This is a genomic window from Lentzea guizhouensis, from assembly GCF_001701025.1.
Lineage (GTDB): Bacteria > Actinomycetota > Actinomycetes > Mycobacteriales > Pseudonocardiaceae > Lentzea > Lentzea guizhouensis.
This window is the reverse complement of the sequence record NZ_CP016793.1, coordinates 1,354,768-1,369,287: the sequence shown is the minus strand read 5'-3', so window position 1 is coordinate 1,369,287 and position 14,520 is coordinate 1,354,768. Positions and strand designations below refer to the sequence as shown.

Genomic DNA, 14,520 nt, shown 5'->3' with positions numbered 1-14,520 from the left:
TTGAGGTGAACGCATGAGGTTCCCGGTAGTCGCGGGCTCTCCGGCAACAGCGGCGATCCACGTGCGGGGCCGCGGCCTGTCGCCGGTGCGCGCCGGACGTCGATCCCCTCGGCCGGGTTCCCCGATCAGCCAGTTCCACGCAATTGACGGCGAGTGCTCGTGAAGAGCACTCGCCGTCAATTGCGTTCCGCGGGTCTTTGGGGCCACGCCCCCGGACCCCCGTAGGTTGCCCAGTGGGTCGGGGTTCTCTTGCCGTCGGGCGGCGAGCGTCGGCGTCCTCAGTGGACGATGGTCACATCTGGTAACTCCGCTTGGGGGCTGGAACGATGTGTGGGTGACGAGCGCGATGCGCCGTCTCAACGTGGTGTGGGGGCTTTGTCATGGGGGAAACAGTGCCGGTGTCCAGGGCGTTGCCGGTCGCGGTCGTGGTGGCGGTTCTGGTTGCCGGGTGCAGCCCGGCCGGCGATGGGGCCGCCGGGCCGTCGTCGACGGCGGCGAGTGGTCCGGCGACCTCCTCGGCTGCGCCGGTGGAGGGGGACGACTACGTCGCGATTCCGCGGACGAACATCCTGTTGCGGCCGCCGGCCGGGATGGAGGTCGACGCGAGCTTGCCCGGGTTGAGCAGAGGTGCTGGGTCGCGGACTTCGGTTCTCGTCATCGAGCAGCAGATCAAGGGCAAGTCGGGCCAGGACGCGCTGACCGAGGTCGCGGGCGCTTTTCGCACGGAGAAGAGCAAGGCGCAGGGGTTGGAGATGGGGGAGGCCAGGAACGTGGCGGTGGCCGGTCATCCGGCTGTCGCGACGACCGGGACCCAGCGCATGGGTGGCGTGACCTTCGTCAAGGCGTTCGTCGCGCTGGCGGTGGGCGAGAAGATCGTCATGATGAACGCCTCCGTCGAGCCGGGTGACCCGTTGTCGGCCGAGGCGGTGCTCGAGGTGCTGAGCGGTGCGAGGTGGGGGCAGGAGGTGGCGCCGGGTGGGTTCGGCTTCGACCTCACCGCGGCGCCGGGGTACCAGCGCAACGAGGGCAGTGGGGCGATCACCTTCACCTTGGGCGAGGGTGTCAAGGCGGCCAGGTTGATCGCGGCGCCGTCGCTCGGGGTGGGGGCGGTTCCGTTCGACAGGCGTCGGGACTTCGCGAACGAGCGGTTCGGCAAGTTGCCGCACTCGCCCTCGGCCGAGTCGGTGCAGGAGGTGCGGATCGCGGGCAAGCCCGGGTTCGAGCTCACGGGTCGCAACAGCGAGAGCAGGACCGTCTACATGGTCATTCTGTACACCGATGCCGGGTACGTCGTGCTCGCCGGAGATTTCGATCCGGCCGGCCAGCCGGACCAGCTGCCCGCGTTCCGCTCCATGGCGCAGTCACTGGTTGTGCAGTAAGAACGTTCTTCGGGCCGAGTTGTGGTTGCGCATTCGCAGCCACGACTCGGCCCGAAGTGTTTTCTGTGGTGGAACAGATTCATCGGGAATCTAAGGTAAGAGATTTCATGTTGTGGCGTGGAATGGAATACGTCACTCGATCGTGTGAATCTGCGGTGGGGACTCCGATATCCGCTGTTCCTGAGCAACGATGGCGGTCGCTCCCTCGACGAGCGGGAAGTGCTTGTTGGTGGTCGAGTTGCCGGGTGTTCCGCTCGGTGAGTCCGAATTGACACGGAGTGATCTCTGAGACGCGAAGATCGAGCCGCATTCGACGTCCTCGCTCTTGTCCTGGCGCAGTGCGGTGCGGATCAAGTCACCGGAACATTGCGCATTGAGGGCGATGTGGGTGGGGTGTTCCATTTGCGTGGAGGTGCGGTCGTCGCCGCCCGCAGTTCTGGCTCGCCTGGAGTGGATGTGGTGCTGGTGGGCTCCGGGCGGATCGGCGAGGAGGAATGGGCCGCGGTGCTGGCGGAGAGCGTCGAGACGCGGTCCGTTCACGCGGCGCTCGTCGCGCGTGGTGTCGAGCAGGTCGACGCGCTCGCTCTGGCCGCTGTGCAGGACGCGGCGTTCGCCGTTGCCGCCGGTGGGGTTGAGCGGGTCGTCGTCGACGAGGTCGATGAGGTGCCTTTGCTCGCTGTGGCCGGAGGTGTGGCCCCGGACGTGCTGGTGCGGGAGACCGGGCGCCGGTTGGACGAGGTGGCCGCGCTCGCGGTCGCGGTGGCGCCCTACCGGGACCGGGTGGTGGCTGTCCGCGGGGCCGAGGAGGTCCTGGGGGCGGGGCGGCGGGAGATCGTCGCGCAGGCCACCGGCAGGCGGACGGCGCGGGACATCGCCTTCGCGGTCGGCGCAGGGCTGCACCCCGTGGTCGTCGGGATCTCGCTGATGCTCGGCGAGGGGCTGCTGGAGATCGCCTCGCCGGAGGTGTCGTTCAGCTTCTCGCACGGCGGTCTGAGGTCGCTGGGGCCTCGGGTGGAGGCGGGGGAACGGCCCGGCTGAGCTGGTCAGCCTTTCCGAAGCAGGAAGGAAGTGTGTTGGACTACGACGCTCTGACCGCCGAGCTGCGGAAGCTCAGGGAGAACGTTCCCGGGGTGACCGACACGGTGATAGCCGCGTCTGACGGAATTCCGATCCTCACCGATGTGGCGAAGAACGTCGAACCCGCGCACATCTCCGCGCTGGCCGCCGCCGATCTGGGGATCGCGCGCCAGGCGGCGGAGGTGATCGGGCTGGGTGCGCTCAGTCAGACCGTGGTGTTCGGCAGCCGCGGCTACATGGCCGTGTACGCCATCGGCAGGTTGTCGTTGATGGTCGTGCTCGGGGACAAAGGGCTGAACCTCGGACGCCTTCTGCACGAGTCCAGGCCCTCCATCGAACGGGTCGGCGCGATTCTGGCCTCATAGGCACTGAACTGCCGGACGGAGGAAGAGGACTCATCGCCGAAATGATCGACAAAACCCTCCGGGAAGTGAGGGTTCCGCCACGGACACCGCGCTTTTTCGAGCGCCGTGCTCACGTCGGCGCATGACTGGCGAAATCGGTCGCAGCTCATGCCCGCCCCTGGTTCATGGCTTTCGTCGCTGACGACGTCCGTGCGGAGACTGGTCCGTTTCAGATCGGCCGGCAGGCATTCGGCTTCGTCGGCTCGGTCACCTGTTGACTTGGGAGAGTGGAGTTTGATGAACATCGATCTCGCGTTGAAAGAGGCCATGTCGATTTCCGGCGCCGTCGGCGTCGCGCTCGTCGACTACGACAGCGGGATGTCGCTCGGCACCAGCGGGGGTGGTGACTGGCTGAACCTGGAGATCGCGGCGGCCGGCAACACCGAGGTCGTCCGGTCCAAGCTGCGGGTGATGTCGACGCTCGGGCTCAACGACACCATCGAGGACATCCTGATCACGCTGCACCGCCAGTACCACCTGATCCGGCTGATGAACGGGGTGAAGAACAGGGGGTCGCTGTTCCTGTACCTGGTGCTGGAGCGGGACAACGCGAACCTCGCGCTCGCCAGGCACCAGCTGCGGCGCATCGAGGCCGACCTGCAGATCTGAGCGGCACCGGCGAGAGGCGCGGTCGGGGAAAGCCCGTCTGGTCCAGCGGTCGCGCTGGGCAGACGGGCTCCTGCCGTTGCCGGCGCCGTTACCTGCCCGGAATCGCCTGCATCGCCGTGTACCCCACGTTGAGCTGCGCGAACGCTCTCAGTGCGATGTCCGAGAGCTGGTCCACCAGCTTCGGGTCCTGCTGCAGCTGCCTGGTCTGGGTCAGCCGTGCGCCCGTGAGCCGTGGCTGCTCCTTGTACTTGATCTTGACGGTCGTCCCGCCCTCGCTCGTGACCTCGGCTTTGAAGTCCTTGTAGACGCCGGTCAGGCGCGAGGAGATCTTCGTCATGAGGTCGTAGAGGGAGACGGCCGCGGTGAGGGTCGCGATGATGGTCAGGACGGTGGCCGGGTCGGTGTAGAGGGAGCTCGCCGTCGGTGTCGACCACTTGCCGCCGCTGTAGAGGCGGGCCGCCGTGTTGACCGTGGTGAGGTCGATCTCCTCGGCGTTGGACCTGGCGTCGCTGAACATGGTGCTCGTGGCGATGTTCTGCTCGAACCACACCTGTACGGCCTCCACCGGTGTGAGCGTGTCCTGGCCGAGGACGATCTCCTTCTCGGCGACGTAGATCGGGGTCGTCGAGCTCTCGCCGTGGACGTCCGTCGAGTACGCGGACAGGCCGGGGTGGATCTTGCCGAACTGGTTGACCATCGTGATCTCGGTCGGCGGACCGCCGGTGGAGGCGTCGTGCAGGATGCCCTCCTTGTCGAGCACGGCCTGGTCGCCGAGGCCGATCGCCACGTCGTTGGTGGAGACGCGCACCTTCACGTCGCCGGAGAAGCTGTTGCTGCCGAAGAGCCGGTAGAGCGGTTGCCACGCGAAGCTGTTGTCTGCGAGGTAGTCCCCGGCCGACTGCCACACCACGTTGTAGGTGTCGTTGACCTTCTTCGCGAAGCACAGCTTGTAGTTGTTGTCCTTGAGCGTCTTGAGGTCGTCGGGGTCGATCTGGATGTCGACGCTCTTGTCCTGACCTGCGGGCATGGTGCGCTCCTCTGGTCGTGTGGTGGGCGTGTTGGCGGCCCTGGGACATACGCTCCGGCGCGACCGTCTCCCGTCAGTCGCCGCTGTGCACGACGTGCTGTCGCCGGTGCGTGCGGCGTCACCCGATGGGCTGGACTGGAGCCGACGGGTTCCGTTGGGCCATTGGCGTTACGGAGGCTGGGCGCGTTGCCGGGGCACAGTCGACACGCCGTTGCCCTTCGTGCCCGTACGGGTGACCACCGGTGCGTGCGTCAAGTCCGCGCACGACTGAGCGGCAGCCGCTCGTCGACCGTGGGGCGGACGCGGCGGCAGGCGATCGGGAGATGCCCTGGAGACGGTTCCGGGTGATGCTCGGGGCGGTGGGAGCAACGACGCCGACGCGGAAGGAACACGATGACCGAGGTGGAAGGCGACAGACGAGCCGGGGTGCGGTTGGTGCTGCTGGGCCGGTTCGAGCTGCTCGCCGGATGCCGGGCCGTCCCGTTGCCCAAGGGTTCGCAACGGTTGCTGGCCTATCTCGCGATCCACCACGGTGACGCGGTGAACCGGCAGGCCGCTGCCGAGCACTTGTGGCCCGAGTGCCGCCGGCAACGCGCGAACGCCAACGTGCGGCAGGCCCTGTGGCACCTGCGCCGGGCGACGGAACGGCCGGTCGTCGAACCCTCGGTGGACCGGCTGCGGCTGTCTCCGGCGTTGTCCGTCGACTTCTGCGGTGCGCTCCGGGCGGCCCACCTCGTCGTCAACCCGGCCGCGCCCGCCGACCTCGCCGCCGCGGACGACCTGGTCGGTGCCCTGTCCCACGACCTGCTGCCCTACTGGGCCGAGGAGTGGCTCGCACCGGTGCGGCGGAGGTGGGAACAGGTGCGGTTGCACGCGCTGGAGGCGATCGCGCAACAGCTCATCTCGGTCGGCGCGCACCTGGCCGCGCTGGAGGCCGCGTTCACCGCGATCGCGATCGACCCGGTGCGCGAGACCGCGCACCGCACGGTGATCGCGGCGCACCTCGCCCAGGGCAACAGCGGGTCGGCGCTGCGGCACTACCAGCAGTACCGGGCCCTGCTGCACCGCGAGCTCGGCGTCGCCCCGTCCGCGCACATGACCCGGCTGGTCGCGTCGCAGGCCGCGTTGTGAGCACGTGCCGATCGGCACCCCCGCCGGCATGACCTCCGGCCTGGCGTTGTGGCCGGTCGGGACTTCGGTGCACGCCCACCCCGTTCCTAACGTCGGTGGCGTGACGGACAACAGGATCTTCTTGCCTAGATTTGGTGCGGTGTGCGGTGGGGTGCTGGCCCTGTCGATCGGGGTGCCCGGTGCGGTCGAGGCGTTCACCGGGGAGACCGCGGCGACCAGTCTGGTGATCGGGCTGGGGACCGCGTTCGGGGCGCCCGCGGTGGTGGCGTTCCACGGGCACCAGGCGCACGCGTCCGGGCGGTTCGGGGCGTTCGCGTTCGCGGCCAACATGATCGGGCTCGGGTTGTTCACCGGGGTGGCGTTCGCGTTGAACCTGGTGCTGTTCTTCCAGGAACCGGGGCAGGTGCCGGCGTTGACGGGCGCGGTGCTCAGGGTGGGGTCGCTGGTGTTCGTGCTCGGCAGCGTGCTGTTCGGGGTCGCGATGGTGCGGGCGAAGGTCTTCCCCGCGGTGCCGGCGTGGGGGTACGGGATCGGGTTCGCGTTGCTGGCGGTGTTCGCGGCGTTGCCGGACACGCCGTTGTCCGCGCTGCTGCACATCGCGTGTGCGGCGGTGTTGATGTGGTTGTCGGGAGCGGTGTGGCGGGCGCACCGCGCACTAGCCTGACGCGCATGCACACCTCGCGACCGGCGCCGTGGGTTTCGCCGGTGTTGTGCGCCGCCGTGCTGGTCGCCGGGGTGTACGCGGCGGTTGCCGGGCTCGGTGTCACGCGGTTGCCGTTGCTGGTCGGTGGGCTGGTGGTGCTGGTGGCCGTGGACCTGGTCGAGCACCGGCGGTACCCGGTGCGGACGCCGAGGCCGGTGGCGGCGGGGTTGCTGGTGGTGCGGACGGCGTTGTACGTCGGGATCGCGTACGTGGACGGGTCGGGGCTGGCGCGGCTGTTGCTGTTGCTGGTGCCGTTGACCGCGTACTTCGCGTTCGGGCAACGGGTCGCGGTCGCGTTGGCCGTGGTGTGCCTGGCGGTCGCGGTGGTGAGCACGCCGCAGTGGTACGCGCACGTCGAGAAGGTGTCGGACCTGGTGATGTTCACCGTCGGGCTGGTGCTGACCGTCGCGATGGCCGCGGTGGCGGTGCGGGAGCGGGACGGGCGGATCCGGTTGCAGGAGTCGCACCGCACGGTGGCGGAGCTGTCCGCGGCGGCGGAACGGGCGCGGGTGGCCAGGGACCTGCACGACGACCTGGGGCACCACCTGACCGCGATCGTGGTGCAGCTGGAGAAGGCCGCCGCGTTCCACGACCGCGAGCCCGCCACCGCGAAGGCCGCCGTCCTCGACGCCGGACGTTCGGCGCGGCGGGCGTTGGGCGAGGTGCGCGAGTCGGTGCGGTCGTTGCGCTCGTTCCACCTGCTCGCGGCGCTCGACGAGCTGGCGGGCGACGACGTGGCGCTCGTGGTGAGCGGATCGCCGGAGGGGCACGAGACAGGTGCGTTGCACGCGCTCTACCGGGCCGCGCAGGAGGGGATCACGAACTCGCGCCGGCACGCCGAGGCCACGTCGATCGCGGTCGCGGTGGACCTCGACGCCGAGCACGCGCGGGTGACCGTGACCGACGACGGGCGGGGGATGGGGACGGCGGTGGAGGGGTTCGGGTTGCTGGGGATGCGGGAACGGGTGGCGCTCGCCGGTGGGCGGGTCGAGCTCGCGAGCACGACGGCGGGGACGCGGCTGACGGTGACGATTCCCGCGGCGAGGCCGGTGTGAGGGAGGGAGTCGAGCCGACCGCGGGTGGTGGCGAAGCCGGTCAGGCAGCCGAGCGCGGCGTGACCCGTGTGCTCGTCGTCGACGACCAGCGGCTCATCCGCGAGGGCATCGCGTCGTTGCTCGGCATCCAGCCCGGCGTCGAGGTCGTCGGCACCGCCGCGGACGGGCACGAGGCCGTGGCGCAGGCGGTGGCGCTCGCACCGGACGTGGTGCTGATGGACGTGCGGATGCCCGGCATGGACGGCGTGGAGGCGGTGGCGGTGCTGCGCAGGCGGGCGCCGGGCTGCCGGGTGGTGATGCTGACGACGTTCGACGACGAGGACTACGTGGTGCGGTCGCTGCAGGCGGGCGCGAGCGGTTACCTGCTCAAGGACCTGCCGTCACGGGAGCTGGCGGCCGCGGTCAAGCTCGCCGCCGCGGGCGTGGCGCAGTTCGACCCGGCCGCGGCGGCTGGCGGTGCTGGACCGGTCGGGTGGGCAGCGCGAACCGTTGACCGTGCGGGAGGTCGAGGTGCTGCGGCTGGTCGCAGGCGGTGCGACGAACAAGGAGATCGCCGAGCGGCTGTACCTGTCGGAGGGCACGGTCAAGAACCACATCTCGCGCATCCTCGGCCGGCTCGGGTTGCGCGACCGGACGCAGGCCGCCCTCTACGCCCAGTCGCACGGCCTGGTGTGAGCCGGCGTATCGCGGGCATATCGGGAAACGGATACGTCCCGGCAACCGCGGCTGCACTTCCATGGACCCCACCAGCAACTGGGGAGGAACCATGGGGTCAGCACGAGGTGTGGGACGGCGTCAGGTGCTCGGCTGGAGCGCGCTGGCGGGCGTGGCGGTCGGCACCGGCCAGGCCGGTGCCGAGAAGGATGCGCACAAGGACCGGATCCCGCCCGACACCAAGCCCGGTGGGGCGTACGACCGGTACATGACGAAGCTGGCCGCCGAGGACAGGTTCTCCGGTTCGGTCGTGCTGTCGTACCGCGGCCGGACGGTGTTGTCGCGCAGCTACGGCATGGCGGACAGGGAGAAGGGCATCCGCAACCACGAGGGCATCGCGGTCAACCTCGGCTCGGCGGTCAAGCCGTTCGTCGTGGTGGCGGTCCTCCAGCTGGCGCAACAGCACAGGTTGCGGCTGGAGGACCCGATCGGCAAGCACCTCACCGGTTTCCCGCAGGAGGTCGCGGACCGGGTGCGGATCTTCCACCTGCTCCAGGGCACGTCCGGCCTCACACATCCCGCGCACGACCTGCAGCGCGTGTTCCACAGCAAAGAAGAAGTGCACGCCTACTACGAGCAGTGGACCCGGCAGACGACGCTGCAGTTCCCGCCCGGCTCGGACAACGACCGCACCGGCGGCATCTTCGCCATCGCCGCGCAGATCGTCGAGAAGGTCACCGGTCAGACGTACTGGGACTACGCGCACGAGCACGTCTTCGGGCGTGCCGGCATGACCGGGGCGGGGTTCTTCACCAGGCCGCAGTGGCTCACCGACCCGCACATCGGGCACTCCTACATGCTCCAGCACGACGGCAGCCGGGTGGACGCCGTGCGCAACCTCGACAAGAGCTGGATCGCGCCGTTCGAACCGGGCAAGAACCCCGGCCGCAACTTCATCGACCACGCCTCCGACGGCGGGTTCGCGAGCGCGCGGGACCTCGTGCGGTTCGGGGAGGCGCTGCTGAACGCCACCGTGCTGGAGCGGCCGTTCGTCGACCTGCTCACCGGACCCAAGCAGCCCAACTTCCAGCCCAAGGACGGCCAGCAGCCGCCGCCACCCGGTCACCTGGGCTTCGCGGCGTACGGCATGGCCACCCACCTCAGCGACGGGATGTGGACGTACGGGCGCGCCGGGGCCAACCCCGGCAGCGGTGCCGCGTGGACGGTCTACCGGGACCTCGGCTGGGCCACCGCGGTCACCAGCAACTACGACGACGTGCCGTTGCAGGACATCCTCGGCCAGGAGCAGCTCGCCATCACCGGCCGGGCCTGACACACGGAGAACAAGTGCTCGACACGTGGCAAGAGTGGGTCGGTACGTTCACCGGTGTCGTGGCGACAACGGTGTTCGCGCTGCCGTTGGCCGTGCTGGCGGTCGGCGTGCTGCGCTGGCGGCGGCGCAAAGGCGACCGGCCGTGGCGCACGGCGTTGGCTGACGTCGGCATGGTCTACGGGACCGTGCCGCCGGTGTGGATGATCCTGTTGCCGGGCGAACGGCTCGGCGAGGCCGGCGAGGTGAGCCTGGTGCCGTTGCGGGACCTGCTTTCCTGGGACACCGGTCAGGTCGTCGGCAACCTGCTGGTGTTCGCGGCGCTCGGGTTCTTCGCGCCACTGCGGTTCCCGGTGCTCGCGTCCGTGCCGCGGGTGCTGGCGCTCGGGGCGGCCTGCTCGGTGGTCGTCGAGACCGCGCAGTACGTGCTGCTGCTCGACCGGGTGTCCTCCGTGGACGACGTGCTGCTCAACGCGACCGGCGCCGGGCTGGCCGCGGTGCTGTCGTGGCCGTGGTGGCGCGCTGGATACGGCGGCGATATGCCGGGTTCCCTAGGCTCGGACCATGCGGGTGCTGATCGTGGAGGACGAGCCCTTCCTGGCCGAAGCCGTCCGTGACGGCCTGCGGCTGGAGGCCATCGCGGCCGACGTCGCGGGTGACGGCGACACGGCGCTGGAGCTGTTGAGCGTCAACGCCTACGACCTCGCGGTGCTCGACCGCGACATCCCCGGCCCGTCCGGTGACGAGGTCGCCAGGCAGATCGTCGCGTCCGGCAGCGGCATCCCGATCCTCATGCTCACCGCCGCCGACCGGATCGACGACAAGGCGTCCGGGTTCGAGCTCGGCGCCGACGACTACCTCACCAAACCGTTCGAGCTGCGCGAGCTCGTCCTGCGGCTGCGGGCGCTGGACCGCAGGCGCGCGCACGCCAGGCCGCCGGTCCGCGAGATCGCGGGCCTGCGGCTGGACCCGTTCCGCCGCGAGGTCTTCCGCGACGGGCGGTACGTGGCGCTCACCCGCAAGCAGTTCGCCGTGCTGGAGGTGCTCGTCGCGGCGGAGGGCGGGGTCGTCAGCGCCGAGGACCTGCTGGAACGGGCGTGGGACGAGAACGCCGACCCGTTCACCAACGCCGTCCGCATCACCGTCTCCGCGCTGCGCAAACGACTCGGCGAACCCTGGCTGATCGTCACGGTGCCCGGCGTCGGCTACCGGATCGACGCCGGGTGACCCGGCAGCCGGGGCTCAGCGTCCGGATGAGGCTCACCCTGAGCTACGCCGGCGTGATCATGGTCGCGGGCGCGGTGCTGCTGGCCGCCGTGTGGTTGTTCCTCCTGCGTTATGTGCCCGACCACTCGCAGGGCCTGCTGTACATCGCCCCCAACCGCTATCTGCTGGTGCGCATCTTCGGCAGCGCCGCCGCGATCGCCATGGCGTGGCTGCTGGTGTTCGGGCTGCTGGGCGGGTGGTGGCTCGCCGGGCGGATGCTGGCGCCGCTCACCGAGATCGGCGACGCCGCGCGGGCGGCCACGAACGGGTCGCTGTCGCACCGGATCCGGCTGCCCGGCCGCACCGACGAGTTCCGCGAGCTCGCCGACGCGTTCGACACGATGCTCGAACAGCTGGAGGCGCACGTCGCCGAGCAGCGCCGGTTCGCCGCGAACGCCTCCCACGAGCTGCGCACCCCGCTGGCCATCACGCAGTCGCTGCTCGACGTCGCCCGCAAGGACCCGGCACGCGACGACCTCGTCGAACGCCTGCACGTCGTCAACACCCGCGCGATCGACCTCACCGAGGCGCTGCTCGTGCTCAGCCGCAGCGACCAGGGCGGCTTCACCCGCGAGCCCGTCGACCTCTCGCTCGTCGCGGAGGAGGCGGCGGAGACGCTGCTGCCGCTCGCCGAACGGCGTCAGACCACCCTCGACGTCACCGGCGAGCCGACCAGGACCGCCGGTTCCCCGGCGCTGCTCCTGCGGATGGTCACGAACCTCGTCCAGAACGCCGTGGTGCACAACCTCCCCACCGGTGGCACCGTCACCGTGCACACCGGGTCGTGGTCCGGCGTGAGCGTGCTGCGGGTCGAGAACACCGGTCCGCCGCTGCCCGCGGACCTCGTGCCGACCCTGACCGAACCCTTCCAGCGCGGCACCGCGCGGGTCCGCACCGACGAGCACGCGGGCGTCGGGCTCGGGCTGGCCATCGTGCACAGCATCGTCCGCGCGCACGACGGCACCCTCGAGCTCGAAGCCCGGCCCGCCGGCGGCCTGGTCGTCACGGTGCGGCTGCCGGAATCAGCGGTGTAGCCGGCTCCACAGCACGGGCCAGCCGCCCTTGCCCAGCAACGCGGCCGGGACGAGCAGCCCGTGCTCGGCGATTCGCGGCCAGAACTCCTCCGCGGGCGCGCCGAGGTCGACGGCCGCGGCCATCGCCTGCTGCCACGGGCCCTCCGGGTCGCTCAGGTCGCTGGCGGGAAAGCCGGGAACGGTCGTCTTCTTGGGCTCGGCTACCGAAATGGCGTCCTTTGTGGACTGCATGGTGGCGACGATCGCCAGCGCGCACACCAGTTCGGTGGACGGACGGCGGGCGACTGCACGGGCCAGCGCGCCGTCGGCCACCAGGGCACCCATGGCGGCGCGGACCGACCGCGCCACGACGTCCATGGCGTGCGCGGGGGCGATCTCCGGTCGCCGCACCAACGCCCGCAACGTGCGCGGCAGCGGTGAGCCGTCAGTGAGGGTGTGCAGCCGGTCGTGCTCGCGCAGCGCCGGGTCGAGGCGCCGCACCGGCGGTGAGCGGCCGGATCCCGGTGGCCCGCCACAGGGTCGTCGCGCCGAGCCCGTCTGCGAACGCCGAGCGGACGAGGCCGGTGTGGTCGTCCACCCGCTTCAACGCGACCACCGCCGCGTCCGGTTCGAAGTCGGCGGGGTGCCCCGGGCGGCCGAGACCGCGGCCAGCGCGGCGTAGGTCCGGCGGGCGGACACGGCCGGCGGCCAGCTCCCGTTCCACGGCGGTGGTCAGCGCGGAGCAGCTCGCTCGGCAACCGGCCCGGCCGACCGCCGGGCCGACCCGCCCGCACCCGCACCGGCGGCACGGGCAGCAGCGGTTCGGGAGCGGGCGGCGCGGGCACGGGCAGGCGCTCGACCCACTGCTTCACCTGCTGCTCCAGGTCGTCCGCCACGTCGTCGTTGAACCGCGCGCGCAGCTCGTACACGTGCCAGCCGCCGGTGTGGCGGCGGATGTCGAGGTTGGCGACGACGCGGCCGTCGGCGGGGTCGCGCAACGCCATCAGCACGCACTGGCCCTTGCGCGCCTGGTCGCTGTACCAGGACTCGCCGATGCAGTTGCCCATGTAGCCGGACCACTCCGCGAGCCGGCGCGGTTCGCGGCCGAGCTCCACGGTCAGCCCCGCGACGAGACTTCCCTCCACAGAGGACAGTTCGGCCGGGATCGGGAAGCCGCCGGTGCTGGCCTCGGCGACCGAGGCGGCCGCCGTGACACCTGCGACCAGCTCGGCCCAGCCGCCGCACCTCGGCGGCGGCTGCGCGCCGAACATGACCAGCTGCGCGACCCCGGCGGCGGCGAGCGGCACCGAGCCGGCGCGTCGGCGTTCGAGCTCCTCCGGTTGCGGCGAAAGGTAGGCCAGCAGCGGCAGGGGACGCTCGTGCCGCACGACGGCGGACCTGTTGCCGTAGAAGGGCGCCAGCGCGTCGGCGAGGTCGGCGAACCAGAGCAGGTCGTGCGGTGCCTCGGCGGTCGCCGGGTCCTCGTCGCCGATCCGTTGTGCCAGCGGCAGTTTCGGGCCGTCGGGGTGCGCGTCGGCCAACGGCGGCTGTTCCCAGCCGGCCGGCCCGCGGAGGTGGCCGACCTCCGCGCGCCACCTGGTCAGGTGCGGCGAGCGCCACGGCCGGCGGGTGTCCTGGTCGCGCAGCGGCTCGTCCAGGTTGCCCAGCGCCGCGTCCACGGCGTCGAACACGACCGTGCCGTAGTTGCGGGCCATGGCGGCCATCTCCGTGATCCTCGCCTCGGCCTTCGCCGTGCCGGCCCGGTCCAGTGCGCGCACCAGCCGGTGGACGTGGACGCCCGGCCTCGCCGGATGGCTGTACCCGCCCTCAGGACGGCGTGAGGCCGCCGACCGCGCCTCCTCGGACAGGCAGGCGTCGGCCGACACCAGCTCGGCGCGGTGCCGTTCAGCGGCCACCGCGAGGCCTTCGTCGGACAGGGTCCTGGCAAACCGCAGCAACGCGGTCGCGGCGATGGCGTCGTGCAGCAGCCGACGGAGCTCCTGCGAGGTCCACCAGTACGGCGGCTGCCAGCGGGCGGCGGTGGCGAGCGTCAGCGGACGGTCACCGTTCTCCCAGGTCAGCCGCTGCACGATCGCGTCGTCGTAGTGGGCGCGGTGACGTTCGCGGAGCCTGTCGACCCGGTCCGCGCGGACTTGCGACCTGTCCAGGCGGACCACCCGCTGTCGTTCCTCCTGCAGCGCGCACACGTGGTCCCACAGACTGATGACCAACGCGAGCCTGCGCGGCTTCCGGTAACCGCCCAGCACTCGCGCGAGATGATCGGCCACAGTGGACGCCGCGCCGTGCGGGAACGGGTCGACGCCCGCCGGGGCGCGGAGATCGAGCACCTGCTCCAGCTGTTCCGGCCCGAGCAGGTCCGACGCCGCCGACGCCAGCCGGAGCGCGGCCCAGCGCTGCTCCGCCACGGCCCGGTGCGGCCGCACCGACCCGTTTGGTCGCGGCAGGCCGAACAGCGCCACCAGTCCGGCGGTCCGGTCGCCCAGCCGGTGCACGCCGTCCCCGAGCACCGGCAACGCGGCCAGCACCGCGTCCCGCCGGTCACCGTGGCGCCGGCCAGCCGGGCCGAGGTGAAGCCGCCACCGAGGTCGACACCCGCCCCCGCGGCCGTCACCGTGCCCTGCCGCACCAGGAGAGCGAGCCGTTCGACCGCCTCCCGCACCACGTCGGGCGCCGCGTCGGCCGGACCGAGCGCGACCGGTGCGCCGGGCACGGCGGTACCGCCCGACACGGACTGACAGGACAGCCCGGGTCCGGCCGTCACCCCGAACGCCAACTGGATCGACATCGACACCATCATCGCGCACCGGCGCCACCCGTTTTTCCTGGTAGATCCCGCACGGTGACCCACTGA

Annotated in this window: 16 protein-coding genes and 1 pseudogene; 13 read left to right on the top strand and 4 right to left on the bottom strand. The window is 71.1% G+C overall.

Annotated elements, in window-relative coordinates; translation table 11 throughout:
• Positions 1-380: 380 nt before the first annotated feature.
• On the top strand, positions 381-1,379 hold the full coding sequence (locus tag BBK82_RS07015) for a hypothetical protein (protein ID WP_154697120.1): 999 nt from the start codon (positions 381-383) through the stop codon (positions 1,377-1,379).
• 132 nt (positions 1,380-1,511) lie between these two features.
• Here BBK82_RS07015 and BBK82_RS07010 read toward each other — a convergent pair whose 3' ends face one another.
• Complete coding sequence (locus tag BBK82_RS07010) at positions 1,512-1,781, bottom strand: hypothetical protein (RefSeq protein WP_065914277.1); 270 nt, start codon at positions 1,779-1,781, stop codon at positions 1,512-1,514.
• Here BBK82_RS07010 and BBK82_RS07005 point away from each other — a divergent pair, their 5' ends adjacent.
• From BBK82_RS07005 to BBK82_RS06995, 3 genes are all read left to right on the top strand, one after another.
• Positions 1,782-2,417, top strand: coding sequence for a hypothetical protein (locus tag BBK82_RS07005; RefSeq protein ID WP_154697119.1), 636 nt, complete (start codon positions 1,782-1,784; stop codon positions 2,415-2,417). It abuts the gene before it with no gap.
• 35 nt (positions 2,418-2,452) lie between these two features.
• Positions 2,453-2,821: a roadblock/LC7 domain-containing protein gene (locus tag BBK82_RS07000; protein WP_065920871.1), complete on the top strand. Its 369-nt coding sequence runs from the start codon at positions 2,453-2,455 to the stop codon at positions 2,819-2,821.
• A 276-nt stretch (positions 2,822-3,097) separates the two neighbouring features.
• Complete coding sequence (locus tag BBK82_RS06995) at positions 3,098-3,469, top strand: hypothetical protein (RefSeq protein WP_065914275.1); 372 nt, start codon at positions 3,098-3,100, stop codon at positions 3,467-3,469.
• 88 nt (positions 3,470-3,557) lie between these two features.
• Here the strand turns inward: BBK82_RS06995 and BBK82_RS52280 are convergent, their stop codons facing one another.
• Positions 3,558-4,496: a hypothetical protein gene (locus BBK82_RS52280; protein ID WP_065914274.1), complete on the bottom strand. Its 939-nt coding sequence runs from the start codon at positions 4,494-4,496 to the stop codon at positions 3,558-3,560.
• A 393-nt stretch (positions 4,497-4,889) separates the two neighbouring features.
• Between BBK82_RS52280 and BBK82_RS06985 the strand changes: the two genes are divergently transcribed.
• From BBK82_RS06985 to BBK82_RS06950, 9 genes and pseudogenes are all read left to right on the top strand, one after another.
• The gene (locus tag BBK82_RS06985) at positions 4,890-5,627 is read left to right on the top strand and encodes an AfsR/SARP family transcriptional regulator (RefSeq protein ID WP_065914273.1); all 738 of its coding nucleotides are present in this window, start codon (positions 4,890-4,892) and stop codon (positions 5,625-5,627) included.
• 4 nt (positions 5,628-5,631) lie between these two features.
• Positions 5,632-6,291, top strand: a complete 660-nt coding sequence (locus BBK82_RS06980) for a hypothetical protein (protein ID WP_154697118.1) — start codon at positions 5,632-5,634, stop codon at positions 6,289-6,291.
• 5 nt (positions 6,292-6,296) lie between these two features.
• Positions 6,297-7,385 carry a sensor histidine kinase gene (locus BBK82_RS06975; RefSeq protein WP_065920869.1) on the top strand — a complete coding sequence of 363 codons (1,089 nt, stop codon included), beginning with the start codon at positions 6,297-6,299 and terminating at the stop codon, positions 7,383-7,385.
• A pseudogene (locus BBK82_RS56635) lies at positions 7,382-7,732 on the top strand (response regulator); the annotation flags it as partial. The gene BBK82_RS06975 and the pseudogene BBK82_RS56635, both read left to right, overlap by 4 nt.
• Before the next feature lie 109 nt (positions 7,733-7,841).
• A complete protein-coding gene (locus BBK82_RS56630; RefSeq protein WP_418287483.1) occupies positions 7,842-8,060 on the top strand; it encodes a response regulator transcription factor in 219 nt (72 codons plus the stop codon).
• A 91-nt stretch (positions 8,061-8,151) separates the two neighbouring features.
• On the top strand, positions 8,152-9,372 hold the full coding sequence (locus BBK82_RS06965; protein ID WP_065914272.1) for a serine hydrolase domain-containing protein: 1,221 nt from the start codon (positions 8,152-8,154) through the stop codon (positions 9,370-9,372).
• Between the two features lie 14 nt (positions 9,373-9,386).
• Positions 9,387-9,986: a VanZ family protein gene (locus BBK82_RS06960; protein WP_065914271.1), complete on the top strand. Its 600-nt coding sequence runs from the start codon at positions 9,387-9,389 to the stop codon at positions 9,984-9,986.
• Entirely contained in the window at positions 9,934-10,596 is a 663-nt protein-coding gene (locus BBK82_RS06955) for a response regulator transcription factor (protein ID WP_065914270.1), read from the top strand. The genes BBK82_RS06960 and BBK82_RS06955 overlap by 53 nt, the downstream gene beginning before the upstream one ends.
• A gap of 26 nt (positions 10,597-10,622) precedes the next feature.
• On the top strand, positions 10,623-11,669 hold the full coding sequence (locus BBK82_RS06950) for a sensor histidine kinase (RefSeq protein WP_083267828.1): 1,047 nt from the start codon (positions 10,623-10,625) through the stop codon (positions 11,667-11,669).
• On the opposite strand, the gene BBK82_RS06945 is transcribed toward BBK82_RS06950, so the two are convergent.
• Both BBK82_RS06945 and BBK82_RS06940 read right to left on the bottom strand, forming a co-directional pair.
• Positions 11,658-11,900 carry a hypothetical protein gene (locus tag BBK82_RS06945; RefSeq protein ID WP_154697117.1) on the bottom strand — a complete coding sequence of 81 codons (243 nt, stop codon included), beginning with the start codon at positions 11,898-11,900 and terminating at the stop codon, positions 11,658-11,660. The two genes, BBK82_RS06950 and BBK82_RS06945, sit on opposite strands and share 12 nt — an antisense overlap.
• A complete protein-coding gene (locus BBK82_RS06940; RefSeq protein ID WP_065914267.1) occupies positions 11,870-14,194 on the bottom strand; it encodes a hypothetical protein in 2,325 nt (774 codons plus the stop codon). The genes BBK82_RS06945 and BBK82_RS06940 overlap by 31 nt, the downstream gene beginning before the upstream one ends.
• Between the last annotated feature and the right edge of the window lie 326 nt (positions 14,195-14,520).